General features: G+C 73.6%; 17 protein-coding genes and 2 pseudogenes. 11 read left to right on the top strand and 8 right to left on the bottom strand.

The window, feature by feature from the left end; genetic code table 11:
- Positions 1-590 precede the first annotated feature (590 nt).
- Positions 591-902, bottom strand: a complete 312-nt coding sequence (locus tag ACLQ24_RS23590) for a MazG-like family protein (protein ID WP_425893884.1) — start codon at positions 900-902, stop codon at positions 591-593.
- 202 nt (positions 903-1104) lie between these two features.
- Between ACLQ24_RS23590 and ACLQ24_RS23585 the strand changes: the two genes are divergently transcribed.
- A complete protein-coding gene (locus tag ACLQ24_RS23585) occupies positions 1105-1656 on the top strand; it encodes a hypothetical protein (protein ID WP_425893883.1) in 552 nt (183 codons plus the stop codon).
- Positions 1657-1664: 8 nt separating this feature from the next.
- Positions 1665-2354, top strand: a complete 690-nt coding sequence (locus tag ACLQ24_RS23580; RefSeq protein WP_425893882.1) for a hypothetical protein — start codon at positions 1665-1667, stop codon at positions 2352-2354.
- Between the two features lie 51 nt (positions 2355-2405).
- Here the strand turns inward: ACLQ24_RS23580 and ACLQ24_RS23575 are convergent, their stop codons facing one another.
- From ACLQ24_RS23575 to ACLQ24_RS23560, 4 genes and pseudogenes are all read right to left on the bottom strand, one after another.
- Entirely contained in the window at positions 2406-3119 is a 714-nt protein-coding gene (locus ACLQ24_RS23575) for a hypothetical protein (protein ID WP_425893881.1), read from the bottom strand.
- Positions 3120-3350: 231 nt separating this feature from the next.
- The gene (locus tag ACLQ24_RS23570) at positions 3351-4463 is read right to left on the bottom strand and encodes a DUF3626 domain-containing protein (protein ID WP_425893880.1); all 1113 of its coding nucleotides are present in this window, start codon (positions 4461-4463) and stop codon (positions 3351-3353) included.
- A gap of 175 nt (positions 4464-4638) precedes the next feature.
- Positions 4639-4810 (bottom strand): annotated as a pseudogene (locus ACLQ24_RS23565) (MBL fold metallo-hydrolase); the annotation flags it as partial.
- On the bottom strand, positions 4810-5895 hold the full coding sequence (locus tag ACLQ24_RS23560; RefSeq protein WP_425893879.1) for an S-(hydroxymethyl)mycothiol dehydrogenase: 1086 nt from the start codon (positions 5893-5895) through the stop codon (positions 4810-4812). The pseudogene ACLQ24_RS23565 and the gene ACLQ24_RS23560, both read right to left, overlap by 1 nt.
- Positions 5896-6077: 182 nt before the next feature.
- Here ACLQ24_RS23560 and ACLQ24_RS23555 point away from each other — a divergent pair, with 182 nt between their 5' ends.
- Positions 6078-6497 (top strand): hypothetical protein, encoded by a 420-nt coding sequence (locus ACLQ24_RS23555; protein ID WP_425893878.1) that lies wholly within the window; start codon positions 6078-6080, stop codon positions 6495-6497.
- Positions 6498-6566: 69 nt separating this feature from the next.
- Positions 6567-8288 carry a cryptochrome/photolyase family protein gene (locus ACLQ24_RS23550; protein ID WP_425893877.1) on the top strand — a complete coding sequence of 574 codons (1722 nt, stop codon included), beginning with the start codon at positions 6567-6569 and terminating at the stop codon, positions 8286-8288.
- Between the two features lie 94 nt (positions 8289-8382).
- Here ACLQ24_RS23550 and ACLQ24_RS23545 read toward each other — a convergent pair.
- A pseudogene (locus ACLQ24_RS23545) lies at positions 8383-8541 on the bottom strand (FAD-containing monooxygenase EthA); the annotation flags it as partial.
- Between the two features lie 32 nt (positions 8542-8573).
- Between ACLQ24_RS23545 and ACLQ24_RS23540 the strand changes: the two are divergent.
- The 7 genes from ACLQ24_RS23540 to ACLQ24_RS23510 all read left to right on the top strand — a co-directional run bounded on the left by ACLQ24_RS23540 (position 8574) and on the right by ACLQ24_RS23510 (position 17218).
- Positions 8574-8960 (top strand): helix-turn-helix transcriptional regulator, encoded by a 387-nt coding sequence (locus tag ACLQ24_RS23540; RefSeq protein WP_425893885.1) that lies wholly within the window; start codon positions 8574-8576, stop codon positions 8958-8960.
- Between the two features lie 90 nt (positions 8961-9050).
- Entirely contained in the window at positions 9051-9683 is a 633-nt protein-coding gene (locus ACLQ24_RS23535; protein WP_425893876.1) for an ATP-binding cassette domain-containing protein, read from the top strand.
- Positions 9680-10957 (top strand): hypothetical protein, encoded by a 1278-nt coding sequence (locus tag ACLQ24_RS23530; RefSeq protein WP_425893875.1) that lies wholly within the window; start codon positions 9680-9682, stop codon positions 10955-10957. Before ACLQ24_RS23535 ends, ACLQ24_RS23530 begins: the two co-directional genes overlap by 4 nt.
- Positions 10954-12720, top strand: coding sequence for a hypothetical protein (locus ACLQ24_RS23525; protein ID WP_425893874.1), 1767 nt, complete (start codon positions 10954-10956; stop codon positions 12718-12720). Before ACLQ24_RS23530 ends, ACLQ24_RS23525 begins: the two co-directional genes overlap by 4 nt.
- Positions 12717-15095, top strand: coding sequence for a tetratricopeptide repeat protein (locus ACLQ24_RS23520; protein ID WP_425893873.1), 2379 nt, complete (start codon positions 12717-12719; stop codon positions 15093-15095). The genes ACLQ24_RS23525 and ACLQ24_RS23520 overlap by 4 nt, the downstream gene beginning before the upstream one ends.
- A 72-nt stretch (positions 15096-15167) precedes the next feature.
- The gene (locus ACLQ24_RS23515) at positions 15168-15791 is read left to right on the top strand and encodes an ABC transporter ATP-binding protein (RefSeq protein ID WP_425893872.1); all 624 of its coding nucleotides are present in this window, start codon (positions 15168-15170) and stop codon (positions 15789-15791) included.
- The gene (locus ACLQ24_RS23510) at positions 15788-17218 is read left to right on the top strand and encodes a DUF6297 family protein (RefSeq protein WP_425893871.1); all 1431 of its coding nucleotides are present in this window, start codon (positions 15788-15790) and stop codon (positions 17216-17218) included. Before ACLQ24_RS23515 ends, ACLQ24_RS23510 begins: the two co-directional genes overlap by 4 nt.
- A gap of 27 nt (positions 17219-17245) precedes the next feature.
- Here ACLQ24_RS23510 and ACLQ24_RS23505 read toward each other — a convergent pair whose 3' ends face one another.
- A complete protein-coding gene (locus tag ACLQ24_RS23505) occupies positions 17246-17398 on the bottom strand; it encodes a hypothetical protein (protein WP_425893870.1) in 153 nt (50 codons plus the stop codon).
- Positions 17399-18015: 617 nt separating this feature from the next.
- Positions 18016-19455: an AIPR family protein gene (locus ACLQ24_RS23500; RefSeq protein ID WP_425893869.1), complete on the bottom strand. Its 1440-nt coding sequence runs from the start codon at positions 19453-19455 to the stop codon at positions 18016-18018.
- Positions 19456-19628: the final 173 nt, after the last annotated feature.

Raw genomic sequence — 19628 nt, 5'->3', positions numbered from 1 at the left:
GATCGCTCGTGACGCCGGGGGTGGCGGCCTGCGAGCGGGGGGCTCGCGGCGCCGGGACCGGGTGTAACGACCCGCGGCCCGGGGTCATTCCCGGGGTGGACGGGCCCTTGGTGAGCGGGGCTCGTCGCGCCGCGAACCGGGTGTAACGACGGGCCGACCGGGGTCATTCCCGGGGGTTCAGGTGGCGGCCTGCGAGCGGGGACTCACGGCGCCGGACCCCGTATAACGACCCGACGGCCGGGGTCATTCCCGAGACTGCGGACCTGCGGCGCCGGGGGCGCTCGTCATGCCGGGACCGGGTGTAACGACCTGCCGGCCGGGGCCATTCCCGGTGGCTCAGCTGCGTCCGCCTCCGCCGCCGGCCGGCCCCGTCGGCGGGGCCGGCAAGATCTCACCCACGCGGCCGGTCCACACCCCAGCCCTCGCGCGACCGGACAGAACACCCATGCCACCCCGGCGCACCGAGCGCACGGGCGGACAAATCGGGTGATCGACTCCAGGTCGCCGATCCGGGGGTATCGGGCGCGGGGAAAACCCCACGTCGGCGACCTGGAGTCGATCACCTAGACGCGTGGCACGTGACGTCGGTGTCAGCCCTCCAGCCGAGAGCGGACCTTCGCCGCACAGGCTCCCACAACGGTCTGCGCGTCGAGTCCCAGGCTTTCGATCGCCACGAGCGCGGTGAAGACGACGTCGGCCAACTCGGCTGCCACGTCCTCGCGAGTGTGGGTGACACCCTTGCGCGGATTCTGCCCGAGCAGACCGATCCAGGCGGCCGACGCCTCGCCCGCCTCCTCGGTCAGCTTGAGGATGCGGCAGGTCAATTCGGTCTGTCCGGTGCCGTTCGCGGTGTCCAGCCAACTCCGCGCAGCCCGGGCCGCCGCCCAGATCGTGTCGTCCACGACGACAGTCAACCCGACGGGACCGGACCGACGGAACCGAGGCGCACACCGGTGGACGACGGCGACCGACGGCGCTGACCGGTCGGTCAGGGTAGCCATTGACTTCGGTCGACGGCCGTCCTAGGTTCAGGACGCTACCGGCCGGTAGGCAATGGCCCGCCTGGTCGCCCCGCAGGCGACATCCGTCCGATGGGGAGCATCGATGCTGTCCGTACCTGTTCGCACCCTGCGCCGCCTGGTCGCCGCCACCGCGACACTGACCCTGGCCGTCGGGCTGATCGGCCCCGCACCCACCGCCGCCACACCTGCAGGCACCGCACCCGCACCCAACGGCGCAGCGGACCGCGGCCCCGGAGGCGACCAACCGCTGCCCGGCTACACCTTCCAGAACCCGCCGCTGACGCCGCTGACGGTGGCGGGTAAACCGACGACCGTACGTCAGGGCGTGCACCGTCACGCCGCGTACATCATCGAGGTCCCCGCCCGGTGGAACGGCGAGCTGGTGCTATGGGCGCACGGATACCGCGGGCAGGGCTCGGTGCTCTCGCCGGAACCGCCGGGCTTCGACCTGCGGCAGCGGATGCTGACCCAGGGGTACGCGTGGGCGTCGTCCTCTTACGACCGTAACGGCTTCGACATCCGATCCGGTGTGCTGAGCACGACCAGACGCTGCTCGACTTCTATCTTGACTACAACCTGGTCGCGCAGGCGCTCGCCGGGCTGCCGTCCTATCCCACGCCGGCCGACTACCTGAGCAACGCGGTGCCGCGCATCCAGGCGACGTTGGGGTTGGCGGGGCTCACGCCGACCGGTCCGGACACCACCACCGAGCGGGGCAAGCAGTTGCGGGCCGTGACGGTGAACCGCTCGGGCGGGCCGCGTCCCGGCGCGGAGGCGGCCTTCGCGGTCTGGAAGGACTTCCTCTTCTCGATCACCGTGACCGACGGCGGTGACTCCCCCGCCGAACGGCCCGGGCAGCTCTCCACCAACCTGCTCACGCGCTACAGCCCGAACAGTCCGGTCGACCTGAACTCGACCGTGCGGCGGGTCGCGCCGGAGAACATCCGGCAACGGCTCCTGCCGACGCTGACTGAGGTGCCGCGCATCGCCGGCCGTCCGAGTGCGCCGGTGGTCAGCCTGCACGACCTCGGTGACCTGTTCGTACCGTTCAGCATGGAGCAGGCGTACGCCACCGACGTGGCACGGCACGGTCGCAGCCGGCTGGTGGTGCAGCGGGCCATCCGGGCCGCGCAGCACTGCGAGTTCAGCCCGGCCGAGGCCGGCGTCGCCTGGGACGACCTGGTGTCCTGGGTACGCACGGGTAAGCGCCCGGCCGGCGACACCGTGACCGATCCGGCGGTGGTGGCCCGACCCGACTACGGCTGCCGCTTCAGCGACCGGGCGGCGTACGCCGCAGGGGTCGGCACCCGCCACCTCTACGCACCCTGCTGAAGAGACGACACCGGCCGGCTCCCGTGGCGGGAGCCGGCCGGCGTGTCGGAGTCACCAGAGCTGCTGGACGATGTCCGCCGCCTGCTCCTCCCACTGCGCGTACGCGTACGGGAAGGCGGAGACCTGCACGGTCTGCGCGGCGGTGGTCAGCGGCAGGTCCTGCCAACCGCCGACGTTCTTGAGCGCGGCGAAGAACGCCGTGGCGGCGTACTCCGGGTCGGTGATCTGCTCGGGCGAACCCCAACCGGACGACGGACGCTGCTGGAACAGGCCCTGCGAGTCGTGGTCGTTGTATGCGCCGAGGTGGCCGAGGTTGTAGAGCTTCGACTCCTGCAACGAGGTGGCGACACCGATCACCGCGCCACGGTCGCCGACGCCGGTCTTCTTGGCCGCGTCGACGATCGCCCGCGCGTTGTCGAGCTGCGCCTTGTCGAGCGGGATGCGCGACTGCGCGCCCTCGATGCCGTGCGGGATCAGTTCGTCGCGGCTCGGCTTGCCGGCCGGCGGCTTGCCGGTGGCGGAGCCGGTGGTCAGCCCGGACTCGACGGGCTGCTCCTCGAAGCGAGCCGCGGTGGCGGCCTTGCCGGTGGCGAGGTCGATGGCGGCGACGGCGCCCTGGTGCGGCCCGGAGGTGACCGGGGCGGCGGCCGCGGTCGGCGCGAGCGCCAGACCGCCGAGGGCGGCCACACCTACCACGCTGAGCGCGGTCTTGCGGTACGAGTCCTTAGCGATGGCGGGGAGCCATCGAGTGAAGTCGGGCTTCACGATGGTTCCTTTCGATCGTGCGGAGCGCTCCGGGGTGAACGCTCCTCGGGAGGTGACCGCGGAAAGGGGTTTGGGCTCCGGCGGTACGGGGGACACAACCAGGTCGACGAGTCGGTCATTCCGGAAATGTCCTAGCCGTGACGGGCTGCGGCCCCGGTCACCCCGGGGAATTCGGATGGCGGCGTGGGCCACGCGACAGGTGGGCGAAACCGGACGATCGACGCGGGCGGGTCAGCCCGGATGAGTCGTACCGAACCGGACGAGCACGTGCCAGACCTGCTTGAGGTGCTGGAGGGTGTCGGCGGCCGGACCCCGGTCGGCCCACCGGTGCGGCTCGGTGACCAGCGACACGGCGCCCCGGCCGATCAGCGCCGCGTCCACCGGCGCGCCCGGCCGGGCGAACTCCCGGTGCAGGCGCGCCGCGAGCACCGGGATCGCGGGGCCCCGGAACTCGGCGTCGACCTCGTCGACGGCCAGCGCGAAGCCGGGGTGCCACCGCAGTGGGAAACCGTACCGCCGCGCGACGGATTCCAGCGTCCCGCCGGTGGCGGTGCCGACGAAGGACGGGTCCACCACCAGTTCCTCGACGTCACACGCGAGGTCGAGGACTCCGTGGATCTGGGCCTCCACGTAGTCGTCCAACGCGCGACCGACGGTGCTCGGCGTACGCTGTCCGTCCCGCAGCGTCCGCGCCAGGGAGGCGATGTCCGTCTCGGCGCGGGCCAGGCACACGCCGGTACGGGCGACGTCGGCCAGGAGCCCGGCGAGCACCGCCTCGAAGGCGTCGGCCGTCCCGACGACGCTGGGCCCGAGGTGGCTGTCGCCGAGGCAGAAGGTCGCCCGCGCCAGGACCGCCGGGCGCAGCCGCAGGTGGCAGGAGCCGAAGCGGGGGCAGGCGCCGTCGGCGTGGTCGAGCAGGTTCAACCCCCCGTAGATCGGGCGGTCCGCCGGCGTCACCTCGGGCCGCTGGTACGCGCCGCCGAACATCCGCCGCTCCCAGCGGTCACGGTCGCCACCGGAGTACGCGGTGAGCCCGCCGTTGGAGATCCCCGTGACGAACTGACTGCGGTACACCCCGTCCTCGGCCAGAGCGGACGCGACGGAGCGCCCGTCGGCGCACAACCGGTCGGGGTGGAAGTTGACGGTGATCCGGCCACGCTCGACGGCGGCGAGCAACCGCTGCGGTGGATCGCCGACAGCGGCGGCGGCGAGGTGTCGGGCGATCGTGGCGAGCGCCGCGGGACGCTCGATCACCGCCGACGACCGCACGTACTCGAGGGCGGCCGCCTGCGCCGGCGTCAGGGCCCCGACGTGCGGCCCACCCCGCTCGGCCGTCGCCGTCACGGCGTGTCCAGCTCCTGAAAGACGGTGATGTGCAGGTCGGCAGTGGCGTCGAGGCGCGCGTTGAGCGACCGCCACGGCGTCAGCGTCGGCGGCGCGACCTCGCTCGCCCCGGCGGCGACGAGCCGGGCCGTGGTCGCGGCGGCGTCGTCCACCTCGAAGGCCACCCGGATGCGCGGGGCGACCCGACCACCCACCAGCGCGAGGATCGCGGCCACGTCGTGCGGCGTGTCGAGGATGACGCACTCGTCGTCGTCGCCGACCACCCACACGTTGTTGTCCACCTCGAAGGTCTGCCCGTCGAGGGAGAACGTGCCGGAGGTAACCACGTGATCGACCCGGACGGTCATCAGAACACCACCACCGAGCGCAGCACGTCGCCGTGGTGCATCCGCTCGAACGCGTTCTCGACCTGGTCGAGGGCGATCTCCTCGGTGACGAAGGCATCCAGGTCGAGACGGCCCTGGAGGTACAGCTCGGTGAGCATCGGGAAGTCCCGGCTGGGCAGGCAGTCGCCGTACCAGCTCGATTTGAGCGCGCCGCCACGACCGAAGACGTCCAGCAGCGGCAGCTCTATCCGCATCTGCGGCGTCGGCACGCCGACCAGTACGACGGTGCCGGCCAGGTCCCGGGCGTAGAACGCCTGCTTCCAGGTCTCCGGTCGGCCCACCGCGTCGATGACCACGTCGGCCCCGAAACCGCCGGTGGCGGCGCGGATCGCCTCGACCGGGTCGACGTCGGAGGCGTTCACGGCGTGCGTGGCACCGAACCTGCGGGCCCAGTCCAGCTTGCGGCTGTCGGTGTCCACGGCCACGATCGTCGTGGCACCGGCGAGGGCCGCGCCGGCGACCGCCGCGTCCCCGACGCCGCCGCAGCCGATCACCGCGACCGAGTCGCCGCGGGTCACGTTGCCGGTGTTCATCGCCGCGCCGAGGCCGGCCATCACGCCGCAGCCGAGCAGGCCCACGGCGGCCGGCCGCGCGGCCGGATCCACCTTCGTGCACTGCCCGGCGTGCACCAGCGTCTTCTCGGCGAACGCGCCGATGCCCAGCGCCGGCGTGAGTTCCGTGCCGTCGGTGAGGGTCATCCGCTGCTTCGCGTTGTGGGTGTCGAAGCAGTACCAGGGCCGGCCGCGACGGCAGGCCCGGCAGTCGCCGCAGACCGCCCGCCAGTTGAGCACCACGAAGTCGCCCGGGGCGACGTCGGTGACGCCCTCCCCCACCTGCTCGACGATCCCCGCCGCCTCGTGCCCGAGCAGGAACGGGTAGTCGTCGTTGATGCCGCCCTCGCGGTAGTGCAGGTCGGTGTGGCAGACGCCGCAGGACTGGATCCGGACGATCGCCTCAGCCGGGCCGGGGTCGGGCACCACGATGGTGGTGACCTCGACCGGCGCGCCCTTGCTGCGGGAGATGACTCCCCGGACTTCCTGGCTCACTTCGCCTCCTGGTGGTGGTCGGTGGCGGGACCGTTACCGGGCGGGTGGACCGGGCTCGGCGGTGGGCCCCGGGCGAACCTACCGCGATCACCACGGCCGGCCCAGTCGGCCGGGCGGCGGGTTATCGGAGGGCCCGCGGGGTACGCGGGCCACGATTCGGACCACGGCCACCGGGAGTGATCATGAAACTCGCGCACCTGCCGCTGCGGGCCAGCATCGGCGCGTACTTCCTCGACTCGGGCCTCGGCAAGCGGAACCTGGAGGGCGAGGCCGCGCAGGCGATGCACGGAATGGCGGTGGCGGCGCTGCCGCAGCTCGGTCAACTGGACCCACCGCGATTCGCGAAGCTGCTGTCGTACTCGGAGATCGCCCTGGGTGCGGCGCTGCTCGCGCCGTTCGTGCCGGCGCCGCTGGTGGGGCTCGGTCTGACCGCGTTCGGCGCGGGTCTCGTGCAGCTCTACCTGAAGACGCCGGGGATGCGGCGGCCCGGCAGCATCGGGCCGACCCAGCAGGGCGCCGGGCTGGCCAAGGACGTCTGGTTGGTCGGCGCCGGCCTGACGCTGGTGCTGGAGGGGCTGACCCACGGCCGCCGGCACGGCTGAGCTGGCCGAACCGCGTCGCCGGCACCCGTTGTCGTTGCCGGACCCCGATGGTCGGTCTGAGGAGCTGCGGTGACCCTGCACGGTGCGGTCGTCGCGGCGTATCCGGTCGTCGCCGGGCTGACGCTGCTCGTGCCGCTGGGACCGACCCCGGTGCCGGTGCTCGCGCTGCTGCTGGTCGCCCTCGTGGCGGTGACGGTGGTGCTGCGCGGGCGTGACGCCGGGGCAGCAGCGACGGCGCGGGCCTTATCCCGATCCGGATCAGGCATCGATCATCCGGCCTGCAGGCGCGCGGGACGGCCCGGAAGTCGGCAGAATTGCGGGATGCTACGCCGCCGATGGTTGCTGGCCGACCAGCTCGGGCCACATTTCCTCGACGACCCCGATCAACCGGTCCTCCTGGTGGAGATCCGGGAGCTGTTCCGCCGTCGCCCGATGCACCGCCAGAAAGCGCACCTGATCCTCTCCGCCCTGCGCCACCGCGCCGCCGAACTGGGCGACCGGGCGCTGCTGCTGCGTACCGACACGTTCCGCGAGGCCCTGACCCAGGTCACCGAGCCGGTGGAGGTGTGCCACCCGCACTCCCGGGCCGCCCTGGGGTTCGCGCGCTCGGTGCCCGGCTTGACCGTGCTGCCGCCGCGCGGCTTCATCACCAGCCAGTCCGACTTCGCGGCCTGGGCGGACCGCACCCGGCGCGCGCCGCTGCGGATGGCCGACTACTACCGGCAGGCCCGCCGCCGGCACGACGTGCTGACCGGGCCCGCCCGGGTCTCCACCACCGCCCCGACGCCGCGTCGCCCGCGCGGGGAGTCCTCCGCCGTGCCCGTCAGCCCGCCGCCACCACCGCCCATCGTCGAGGACGACATCGACGCGCAGGTCCGCCGTGACCTCGACGGGTGGGCAGCCGACGGGGTCCGCTTCGTCGGCCGGGACGGCCCCCGGCAGCACCCGGCCACGCACGACGAGGCGCAGGCCCGACTGGCGCACTTCCTCGCGTACCGGCTGCCCGGGTTCGGCCGCTACGCCGACGTGATGAGCGCCGACGACCCGCTGTTCGCGCACTCGGCGCTCTCGTCGTCGTTCAACCTGGGGTTGCTGCACCCCGAACCGGCCGTGCGCGCGGCCGAGCAGGCATGGCGGTCGGGAGTCGCGCCCCGCACGGCGGTGGAGCCGTTCATCCGCGGGCTGCTCGGTTGGCGGGAGTTCCTCTGGCAGTTGTACTGGTACCACGAGCCGCGCTTCCGGGGAGCGAATTGGCTGGCCGCGACCGAACCGATGCCGCAGTGGTTCGCCGACCTGGACGGCGACGCGGTGGAGGCGCGCTGCCTGGCCGACATGCTCGCGGCCGTCCGGGACCGGGCGTGGACGCACCAGAGTCCCCGGCTGCTGGTGCTGGGCAACTACGCGTTGCAGCGCGGCTGGCGTCCCGCCGAGGTGGCGGACTGGTTCCAGCGCTGCTTCGTCGACGGCACCGACTGGGTGATGAACGCGACGGTGATCGGCATGAGCCAGTACGCCGATCTGGCCAGGGTGGACACCCGCCCGTACGCGGTGGACGGCACCGACATCGACGAGATCAGCGACTACTGCGCCGGCTGCCGATACACGCCGGAGCGGGCGCTCGGCGAGCTGGCCTGCCCGTACACCGGGGGTTTCGAGAGCTTCCTGCACCGCAACCGGGAGCGGTTGGTGGCCGACCCGCGGCTCGCCGCCGAGCTGGCCCGCCGCGACGAGCCCGAGCACCGCGAGGCGGTGCTGGCCCAGGAGGAGAAGCGGGGCGGCAGCCCGCCCTGATCAGGTGGGGTCCGCGACCGGCGGCGGGGCCGGCGCGGGCCGCGCCACGCCCCGGTTCAGGCCGACCACCAACAGCCGATGGTACGACGCCGGCATGATCAGCCCGGCGCGCCAGGGCCGGCACCAGCGTCACGGCGGTCGCGCCGCTGCCGATCACCACCACCCGTTTGCCCGTGTGGTTCAGGTCGTCGGGCCAGTGCTGCGGGTGCACCAACCGCCCGGCGTACGCGTCGACGCCCGGCAGGGTGGGCGTGTCCGGGCCGGTCCGAACCGGCGACCTACCGGATCAGTCAGATCCTCGCGCTGACTTCGCTGGCCGAGGAGTTCGACCGGCCGGCCGACTTCGACCTGCCGGCCTGGTGGCGGGAGCACGTGGTGCGGTTCCGCGCCCGACTGCACCAGGACGAGGCCGCCGTACGCCTGTCCCCCGCCGGCCGGCGGGGGCTGCGGGAGATCGACAGTGATCCAGTGGTGGCCGCCGTGGACGCCAGCGCCGGTCCCGCCGACGCCCAGGGTTGGGTGACCGCCGTGCTGCCGATCGAGTCGTTGACCCACGCCCACGGCGATCTGCTGCGTCTCGGCGCCGACGTGGAGGTGCTGACCCCGGTCGCGCTCCGCGACCTCCTGGCCGCCACGGCCGCCGGCCTGGCTGCGCTCTACGCTCCCCGGTAGGCGCCGTCGCCTTCCACAATGGAAGATCGACGGGACATCGGCTGTCGGCCACGTGTGCCACTCTGGGACGGTCACCAGCGGTCACCGGAGGTGAGGGCAACGTTACGACTACGCGCGCTGGTCGCCGTCCCCGGCACCGGGCCGGTCACCCTCGACGTCGCGTCCGGCGAGACGGCCGCGCTGGTCGCGCCGCCCCGGGTCGGCACGGCCGTGGCCCGGGTGCTGGCCGGCCTGGCCACTCCGGTCACCGGACGGATCATGGTGGGCGACCGGGACGTGACGGCCCTGTCACCGCCGCGCCGGCAGATCGGCTACGTGCCGGCGGGCGGCGCCCTGCTGCCGCAGCTCACCGTGCGCCGCAACATCGAGTACGGCCAACGCAAACGCGAACGGGTACGCGAGGTGGCCGAGGACTGGACGGCGACGGTGGTGGAGCGGCTGGAGTTGGCGCCGACGCTCGACCTGCTCCCGCACGTGCTCTCCGACGCGCAACGGTTCCGGGTCGCGCTGGCCCGGGCCGCCGTCTGCCTGCCCGAGGTGCTCGTCGTCGACCTGCCCGTCGACCCTGCCGGCGGCAGCCGCCTCGGCGACCTGCTGCCCCGGCTCGCCCCGCTGGCCGCGCCGGGGGTCGCCACGCTCGTCTGCACCGCCGATCCGTCCACCCTGGCCGAGATCCCGACGCGGCACGCCCTGGTCGCCGAGCCCGACGAGGTCCCACGATGACGGCAGCCGGCGGCCTCACCCGCCGTACGCTGCTGCGCGCCGCCGCGGTCGCCGCTGCGGCGACCGCCGCCGGGTGCGACGGGAGCGGCCGCTCGGTGCAGGTGGCGGTGGTCTGGTCCGGGGGTGAGCTGGACCGCTTCCGCGAGGTCGTGGCCGACTATCCCCACCCCGTCCGCGTGGTCAGCGCCGGCAACGACATCGACGCGTTCCTGCGTGCCCGGCACCTCGCGGGCACCTCTCCGGACGTGGCGATCATGTCGCGTCCCGGCCTGGTCACCGAGTACGCCGCGCGGGGCTGGCTGCGCCCGGTACGACCGTCGACCGAGTACGCGGTACCCATCGGGCTGTCCGACCTGCTGTTGGCCGAGGGGCAGCGCTACGGCCTCTGGGTCAAGGCCGCGCACAAGTCCCTGGTCTGGCATCTGCCCTCGATGCTGCCCGAGCCACCGACGAGCTGGGACGAACTGGTGTCGCTGACCCGCCGCCTCGGCGCGCTCGCCCGGCGTGGCGCCGGTCCGGCGCCGCTGGCGATCGGCGCGGCGGACGGCTGGGTGCTCACCGACTGGTTCGAGAACGTGCTGGCCGACCTCGCGCCGGCGGCGTACGACGCCCTCGCCGCGTCGGACGGCGACTGGCAGGGCCGGGCGGTGCGCGACACCCTGGAGCGGCTCGCCGAGCTGTGGAGCATCGACGGGGCGTTCCTCGGCGGCGGCCGTCGCGCCCTGCTCACCCAGTACGAGGAGTCGGTGATCCAGGTGGTGCGCTCCCGTCGGGCGGTGATGCTCTTCGAGGCCGACTTCGCCGCCGAGGTGGTGGGCCGGTTCCGCAGCGGCACCGAGGAGCCGGTCACCTTCCGCTTCCCGAGCGCCGGGGCGGGCAGCGGCGCGCTGATCGTCGGCGGCGACGTCGCGGTGGCCTTCGACCACGACCGGGGCGGCCTGGAGCTGGTCGAGTGGTTGACCCGGGCCAACTCGTTCGGTCCGTGGCTGCGGGCCGGCGGCTACCTGTCGCCGAACACCACGATCCCGCTGACCGAGTACGCCGACCCGGTCCGCCGGCAACTGGCCCGCGAGATGCGCGGTCCGGACACCCTGCACTTCGACCTCTCCGACCAGTTGCCGGGGGCGTTCACCGGCTCCGACGGCGTCGGCATCTGGCGCATCATGCAGGACTTCTTCGCCGACGTCACCGGCGGTGTGCCGGCCCGCCGGGCGATCGACGACGCCACCCGGCAGCTCGCCGCCGCGGCCCGCGACGCGGGCGGTGACCGGTGAGCGAAACCCGGGTGCTCGGCGAGCTGGCGGTGCTCGACGACGTCGGCCCACCCCGACGCGGCAGGGCCTACCCGGCGGCCGGGGCGACCTCCGCGCTGCTGCTGCCGGCCGCGGTGCTGCTCGGCGCGCTGGTGCTGTGGCCGGTGCTGCGTACGCTGCACGCCAGCGTCACCACCGACGGTCGCTGGGTCGGCGCGCAGCACTTCCGGGCGGCGCTCGCCGCGCCCGGCACCGGCGCGGTGGTCGGCCGTACGGTGCTGTGGGCGATCCTGGTGCCGGCGGTGGTGACGGCGCTGGGCTACCTGTTCGCCGTCGCGTCCCGCCGCTCCCAGGAGGGCGGCCTGGTCCGCCTGATCCTGCTGGTACCGGTCGCGTTGCCGCTGGTCGTCACCGGGGTGACCTTCCGGCTCATGTACGACCCCGACCCGACGCGTGGCCTGGCCACCCTGCTCGCGGCGCGACTCACCGGCCGCGCCGCCGACGACGCTCCGCAGCTGCTCGGCCGGGGCCTGGTCACGGTGGCGCTGATGTCGGCGTTCGTGTGGGCGTGGGTGGGGTTGGCCGTGCTGGTCTTCCGGGCCGCGCTGGACCGGCTGCCGCCGAGCCTGGCCGACGCGGTCCGCGCCTACGGTGGGGGCCGACGGCACGTCCTGTGGGACGCGCAGTGGCGACCACTGCTGCTGCGTACCGTCGCGGTGGTGTTCGCGCTGGTGGCGCTCGGCACCAGCCGGACGTTCGACCTGATCCTCGTCATGACGCCGGGGTCGGTCCGCGACGACGCGGCGGTGCTCGCGTTGCGAGTGTGGCAGACCTCGGGCGGCACCACCACCGGGCAGGGCGCCGCGCTCGGCGTCGTCTGGCTGGTGGCGGTGGTCGCCGGGATGCTGGTGGCGGCGTTCTTCGTCCGGCAGGCGTGGCCGCCGCCCCGCGTCGAGCCGTCACCCAGCCCCGCCCCTGCGACGCCGCCGCGACGACTGTTCCGGCTGCTCGCGGCGGGCGGCGCGGTGGCCTGGCTGGTCCCGCTCGTGGTGCTCGTGGCGACCGCCGCGCACGGTCAGGTGGACGCCGCCGCGCGCGGCTGGTGGTCGGCCCCGCCCGGGACGGGCTCCTATACGGCGCTGCTCGGTGGCGACGAGCTGTGGCGGGCGCTGGGCTTCACGCTGCTGCTGGCGACGGTCGTCACCGCCACGGTGCTGCTCGTCGCGCTGCTGGCCGCGTACCCGCTGGCGTGGCTGACCGGGCCGGCCGCGCAGGCGACCGGGCTGGTGCTGATGGCCGCCACCGTCGTCCCGGTGCAGGTGATCGCCGGGCCGGTCAACGAGGTGCTCGGCGTGGTGCTCTCCTCCGGCACCGCGCGCGGGCTGGCCCTGGTGCACGTGGCGTTGGGGGTGCCGTTCGCGGTGCTGGTGCTGCGCAACGCGTTCGCCGACCTGCCGGCCGAGCAGGTGCGGGGTGCGCGGCTCGGCGGGCGGCACTGGTGGGGCACCCTGCACCGGCTGGCCCGGCACAACCTGCCGGCGGTGATCGCCGTTTCCGTGCTGGAGTTCGTCCAGGTCTGGAACGACCTGGCGGTGGGGCTGCTGTTCAGTGGGCCGGAGGCCACACCGGTCGGGCTGTTCCTGGCCGGGCAGAGCCGCGGCTTCGTCTCCAACAGCGGCATCCTGGCCGCCGGGTCGGTGCTCGCCTCGGTGCTTCCGGTGGTGCTCATGGTGCTCGCCCGGCGGCAGCTCGTCGCCGGGCTGGTCTCCGGTGGTGTCCGGTGACCAGCCCCAGCGGCAACGGCCGGGCACCGCGCTGGCCGGTGCTCGTCGCGGTCGGCACGCTGGTCAGCGGGGTGCTCGGCAACCTCGCCAGCAACCTGCTCTCCGAGCTGACGGCCAGCGTGCTCGGCCCGGCCAGCATCGCGCTGGCCGTTCTCGGTGGCGTGGGCTTCGTGGTGTTCGAGATGCGGCGGCGTCGGGCCGTGCGGGAGACCGGCCCGGAGCCGACCGACGTCGTCACCACGCCGGTGGCCGATGTGCCCAACCTGCCGTACACGGCCGGGTTCGCCGGTCGCGAGGAGCACGTCGAGGCGGTGCTCGACCTGCTCGCCCGCGAGCACGCGGTGGCGGTGCTGGGCCGACGGGCGGTGGGCACGTCCGCCTGCGCCGTGCAGGCCGCGAACCTGTGCCGGGAGGACTTCCCGGACGGGCAGTACCACTTCGACCTGCGCCGTGGTGGTCGTCCCCGGTCCGCTCGGCAGGTGCTCACCGCGCTGGCCGGTGTGCTGGGCACCGCGCCACCGACCTCGGGCCGCCCGGACGCCCTCGCGGCCGCTGCCGCCGCGCTGCGCCGCAAGCTGGACGGCCGCAAGATCCTGCTGGTGCTGGACAACGTCGACCGACCCGAGCAGGTCCGGCCGCTGCTGCCACCGACCGCGCGCACCTCCCGGCTGCTGCTGGCCGGCGGGCCCGCGCTCAGCGGCCTGGCCGGGGTGGTGGAGCACTGGATCGCCGAACCCGGCCCGGACGAGGCGGTCGAGTTGTTCGCGGACGCCGGCGGGGCCGCGCCCGCTGCCCGGCTCCGCCGCGCGGACCCGCGCACCGACCCGGCGGTACGCGAGATCGTCGACCTGTGCGGGCGGCAGCCCCGCATCGTGCGCGCCGTCGGCTACCGCACTGCCCAGCACGGCTGGCGGCACTCCGACGTGCGGGACGCGCTGCGCCGCGCGGTACGCACACCACCGCACCAGCGGGTCGCCGTCTCGCCCGCGGCGCAACTGGTCACCGAACGGGACACCGCGTACCGGGCGTTGACCCGCGAGGCGCGTCGACTGTACCGGCTGATGTCCCTGACCCCGGCCCCGGTGGACCGGCCGACCATCGCCGCCCTGGCCCGCCGCCACCCCGAGCGGGTGACCGCGCTGCTCGACCGGCTGGCCGCCGCCGCGTTCGTGGTCGGCGCACCCGGCGACCGGTACGAGATCCGCCCGCTGCTCGCGCCGAGCGCCCGGCTGCACCTGCGCGACGCCGATCCGGCCCGCTCCCGGGTCGCCGCGCAGGCCCGGTTGACCCGCCACCTGGCCCGCCGGGCCGAACGGCACGCCGCCAACCTGGCCGTGCTCGGCTCACCGCCGGACCGGGAGTGGTCGCTGCCGCTCGACGACGACCCGTACGGCTGGTTCGACCTGCACCAGGATCTGCTGCTGGCCGTGGTCCGGGTGCCGGCCGGGGCGGCGGAGGCGCTGCCCCGGCGGGTACGCCGGTGGTGGTTCCGGTTGGCCGTGGCGCTGTGCGGGTGGTTCGCGCACGTCGAACGGCTCGACGAGTGGGAGCAGGTCTGCCGCACGGTGCTGGCCACCCCGACGGCCGACGACCGTCCGGAGATCGCCGGGTGGGCGCACAACGAGCTGGGTGTGCTGCGTCGGCGTCGGCACGACCCGCAGGGCGCGGCGGCGGCGCTCACCCTCGCGGTGGCCGAGCGCGGCCGTCGGGGCACCGCCCAGGCGCGGATGAACCTCGGCCTGGCCCTGCTCGACCTGGGGCAGCTCGACGACGCGGTGGAGCACCTGGAGCTGTCCCGCCGGCACCGCTCGTCCGCGGACCGGTCCGGGCACGCCCTCACCGACCTGGGCCTGGGCGCAGCGCAGTTGGCCCGGGGTGAGCTGGACACCGCGCACCGCCACCTGGTGCGGGCGGCGAACACGTTCCGGTCGGTGGGTGACGCTCGGGGTTACGCGGCCGCGCTGACCAACCTGGTGCTGGTGCACGCCAGCCTCGGCGAGCACCTGGACGCGGCGCAGGCCTGGCGTGCCGCCCTGCGCGAGTACGAGTCGGTCAACGACCCGACCAGCCGCGCGGCGGCGCTGCTCAACGCCGGCGCGACGCTGCTGACCAGCGCGCCCGGGCAGGCGCGGGCGGCATACGAGCTGCTGGCCGAGAGCCGACGGCTGCGTGCCGAGACCCGACCCACGGCGGGTCTCGGGCGTACCCTGCTGTACCTGGGCGACGCCGCCGCCGCGCTGGGCGACGGGGCTGACGCGCGGCGGCTCTGGGCGGACGCGGCGACGGTGGCCGAGGAGGTCGACGACGACCGGGCGCTGGCCGCCGCGGACGAGCGCCTGGAACACGCCGTCGAAGCGCCGCCGGCCACCCCCTGACCGGTGTGTCCCGCCGGATCGGCGTGATGTCGATCGCTCGTCGTGGCCGGTGGCGCGGGTCTGGGAGAGTGTGTGACCGTGGACGCTCTCTCCGTGCGGGGACTCAGCCGCAACTTCGGCAACCTGGTCGTGCTCGACGACGTGACCTTCACGCTGCCGGCGGGCCGGATCGCGGTGGTGCTCGGCCCCAACGGCAGCGGCAAGACCACCCTGCTGCGATGCGTGGTGGGCGCCGACCGTCCGGACGCCGGTGAGGTGCTGGTGCAGGGCCGGCGGGCCGACGAGACCGACCCCGAGGTGCGGGCGCTCGTCGCGGCCGCCCTGGACGACATCGACTTCTTTCCCGACCTGTCCGTGGTCGAGCACCTGGAGCTGGTCGCGTACGCCCACGGGGGCGACGCCGAGCCGGTCGAGGAGGTGCTGACCGAGCTGGGCCTGGAACCGGCCCGCGACCAGCTGCCGGTGACCCTGTCCAGTGGGCAGCGCCGCCGGTTGGCGCTGGCCTCGTGCTTCGTGCGCCCGCGCCGGGTGCTGATCCTGGACGAGCCCGAGCAGCGGTTGGACGTGCGCGGCCGGCAGTGGCTGGCCGACCGGCTGCGTAGGGAGCGGGACGCCGGCACGGCCGTCCTGCTGGCCTCGCACGACCCGGAACTGATCGACGCGGTGGTCGACGAGCGGATCGAGATCGGCCGGTGAGCGCCCCGCCGACCACGATCGCCCCGACGCCCGCCGGGTTGCCGAGCGCCCGGCAGGTACGGACGCACCTGCGCCGCGCACGCCGCCGGCACCACGACCACTCGCTGGGTGACGTGCTGGGCGACGCGTACGTCATCGTGCTCTTCGTGGGCATGTACGGCTGGTTCGCGATCAGCGCCAGCCGCGACATGCTGGTCTCCCCCACCGTCGGCCGCGCCGACGCGGGGGTGCGCTGGTGGCTGGCGGTGGCCGCGCTGCTGGCCGGCGCGGGCCTCGCCTGGCGGGGTCTGCGGGCGCTCGGCCCGCTGCTGGTCACCCCGGCGACCCAGAGCTGGGTGACCAGCGCCCCGATCGACCGGCGGGCCTGGCTCGCGCCTCGACTCGGCGTCCTGCTGGTGGGCGCGGCGGCCGGCACGGCGCTGCTGGCCGTGGCCGTGGCCGTGCTGGGCGGCGTCACCGACCCGGGCGCCGTCGGGTGGGCCGCGGCGGCCGGCGCCGGCTGGGGCGCTGCCGCGCTCGCCCTCGCCGTCGTCGCCCAGAGCAGCCGGGCGGGCCGCCGCTGGCCGACAGTTGTCGGGGCGACGCCGCTGGTGGCGGCCGCCGTCGTCGCGGCTGTGGTGGTGATCGCGGGACGCCTCGGCGAGGCGCTGCCCCGGCCGGCGACACTGCCGACCGGCGCGCTGGTCGCCGTCGGGGTGCCGCTCGCGGTCGTGGGTACCGTGCTCGCCCTGCGGGCGCTGCCCCAGGTCGACCGGGCCACGCTGACGACCGGCGCGCAGTTCGCCAACGCCGCCGCGACGGCCACGATCCTGCTCGACCCGAGCATGCTCACCGGTCTGGTGGAGAGCCGCCGCTGGCGTCGCATCGGCCGGGTCCGCAGCCGACGCTTCCGGCCCGGCCCCGGCTGGTGGGCACTGCTCCAGGCCGACGTACGCCGGCTGCGCCGCCACCCCAGCGCCCTGCTGATCTGGGCGGGGCTGGTCGGCGTCCAGTACGCGGCCGCACTCGCCCTGCCCGGGTTGGCCGGCGCCGCGCAGGTGATGCTCGCCTACGTCGCCACCGAACGGCTCACCGGTGGCCTGCGCGCGGTCAGCAGGTCACCGGGCCTGCGCCGGGTCCTCGGCGGCAGCGACGCGGCGCTGCGCGGGATCCACGTGGTGGTGCCGGCCGTCGGCGCGGGCCTGTGGTGGCTGCTGACCCTGCCGAGTCTGCCGACCCTCGACGCCGGCCCGGCCTGGCTCGCGCCGACGCTGGCGCTCGGCGTGGTCGCCGCCGCGTGGCGGGCCGGCACCCGCCCGCCGATCAACTACGGCGGCGCGACGGTCAACACGCCGTTCGGGATGGTCCCGGTCGACCTGCTGCGCCAGGGTGCCCGGGGGCCGGCGCTGCTCGCCGTCGTGGTGCTCGCCCAACTGTTCCTGGGCTGAGGGTCGCACCGCTCCCGCCCGCCCACCTCAGCCGTCCAGCCGGCGGACCATGTTCATGATGGTCTCCACCTGCGCGCCACCGCCGCCCTTGATCGGGAAGTTGGTCGCGCCCAGGTAGCCCCACCAGTCCCAGCAGCCGTTCGGGTTGCTGAGGGCGGTGCACGCCTGCGGATAGCGCACGCGACCAGGTTGTTGGTGTCGGCGTACTGGTTGAGGTTGGCCCGGTCGACGAACGCCGTGCCCACCGACCCGTACCCCTGGGCGCAGCCGTGCAGGGTGACCAGCAGCCGGCACGACTGCCCCGCCGCACAGGCCGACGGGACGTAGGCGAAGCCGTTGGCGTCCATGCTCAGCCCGTTGGCCCAGCCGTTGACCGCGAACGCGTTCTGGTCGAACCGGACGAGCGTGCCGCCGAGCGCCGCGGTGTTGGGTGCGTTCACACCGCCGAGCACGTCCGGGTGTACGTCTGCAGGGCGGACACGGTTGTCGGATACAGCCGGAGGAGACCCCGGCGACGTACACCCCGGAGATGTTGTAGGTGCCCAACGCCCCGGAGACCGGCGGCCTGGTGGCCGGGGTAGCGGCCTGGGCGGGGGCCGCGACGGTCAGGATCAGCAGAAGAACGGCGGTCAGGGCCGTGGCGGCTCTGCGCGGTGTGGTCATGGACGCTCTCCTCGGCAGCGCCGGCGGTGGCGTCGGCGTGCGCCGAAGTTACCGTGACGCGGGCCACACCAGACATGAGTCCGACCGACAGGCTTGTCGATGTCGTTGTGTGCTCTGACCTGACCACCCACGCGTCATCCTCGTAACACCGCCGCGCGAACAGCGTCGGCGAATCGGCGATTGCGGACCATCTGCCCGAGGGCCACCCCACTCTGCTGTTCGGCGTCGATGATGCTGCCGAGGGTGGGCAGAAGTTTGAGGATGGCCTGCTCCGAGGCACCGGGATCCCACACCAGATCGAGTAGCCGCTGGCACTGCTCGCTGGCGCGCCGGGGATTGCCAGTGAGGCGCTCTGTTCCGAGAACCTGCCACCGCATAGCCGCCATGAGGTGGTAGCGCGCCGGCCGTAGCGTCGCCCGAATCCGCCTTGTTCGCAGCAGCCACTCGAGGCGGTAGTGGGCAGCAGCAGCCGCGTAGTACGCGTCCGGTAGGTGGTCCTCCTGGAATAGCGCGTCGCGGTGACGCTGGGTCAGCTCGCGGTAGTGGCCCGCGGCAGCCGGCTCTCCGAGGAACATCGCGGCATAGGCGCGGGTGAGTTGGGCTCGGTTCACCACCCGTGTCTTCTCCACCTCATTGCGGGCCGCATACTGCTTGGAGCGGCGCTCGTACCACAGTCGACGCGCCTCCGGCTGCGCTGCAAACCAGTCCTCCAACCGTCGGTGGAAGTCCTCACGCGTCGACAACTCCTCCTCGCTGACCGCGGTCTGCCGGTTGGTCGCGGCGATGATGCCGGCGATGACCTTCTCGTCCTCGCTGTGCACGATACGCACGCTGACCTGCACATCGTCGGTGAGTCGATCTCGCTCGTCGAACAAGACGTGACAGGTCTGGCAGCCGTTGACCACCTGGAAGTCTCGGATGTGCACCTCGTCGCCAATCACGTTGAGGCCCCGGGTGACGATGGTGACGCCGTTGTTGAGTACGGCGAATCGACGGTGCTGGAGCGGATCTCGGATGGCGTCGCGGATCTGGCCGTTGACGCCGTTGTAGCCCTGGAAGTCCCGGACATTCTCGTGGAAGAGTGCCTTGCGGATGTTGCCAGCCGGATCGGTCAGCACTCGGGACACCAACTCGCGGGCGGGCAGCAGGCCGAACAGCGACTGAACCACGCCGGGCATGGTCGGGGGTGAAAGCTTCTTGAGCATCTCGAAGGTGGCCGGTACCGCCTGTGTGGCACGTTGGTACAGCTCACGCAACTCGTCACGGGTTACGCAGCGCACGTCGACTGTGTCGAAGCGGCCGGACCGCATGAGCCCCCGCTCCGCCGACGCCGCCTTCTTGCGCAGCATGTCCGCCACCTGGCCACCGGTAGTTACGTACCGGACGTGCAACTTGGGACGGCCGCCCGAGAACTTCGCGATGTTCGCGTAGACCGCCCGGAGGCACCCTCGGAGGTTCTCCACGTCCGGAGAGGCGGGGTACGGTAGGTCGGCCTTGTCTACGACATGCGCCAGGTTGTCCGCCAGGTCGGTGATGACCTTCGACTCGAACTTGGGGCTGGTCTTCGCCTGCACGACGATGACCCGTACATCTAATTGGCGTGCCTGCTCGGTCGCCGCCCTGACATCCGTCTCGTCGTGCAGCAGCTCACCGTTAACCAGTATGCCGAACGTACGTATTCAGCTTGAGGTAGCCGTTTGAGGCAACCACGGCCCGGTGGTGAACAGCTGTTTGAGGACGTCGAGGG

Source organism: Micromonospora sp. DT4 (assembly GCF_049841675.1).
GTDB lineage: Bacteria > Actinomycetota > Actinomycetes > Mycobacteriales > Micromonosporaceae > Micromonospora.
Note: the sequence above shows the minus strand (reverse complement) of the source record. Positions and strands in the feature narration are given on the sequence as shown.

Bases quoted from the DNA above. Each gene is read 5' to 3' on its own strand.
- ACLQ24_RS23585 (WP_425893883.1), top strand. From the start codon at position 1,105: ATGCTGTCCGTACCTGTTCGCACCCTGCGCCGCCTGGTCGCCGCCACC.
- ACLQ24_RS23555 (WP_425893878.1), top strand. From the start codon at position 6,078: ATGAAACTCGCGCACCTGCCGCTGCGGGCCAGCATCGGCGCGTACTTC.
- ACLQ24_RS23530 (WP_425893875.1), top strand. From the start codon at position 9,680: ATGACGGCAGCCGGCGGCCTCACCCGCCGTACGCTGCTGCGCGCCGCC.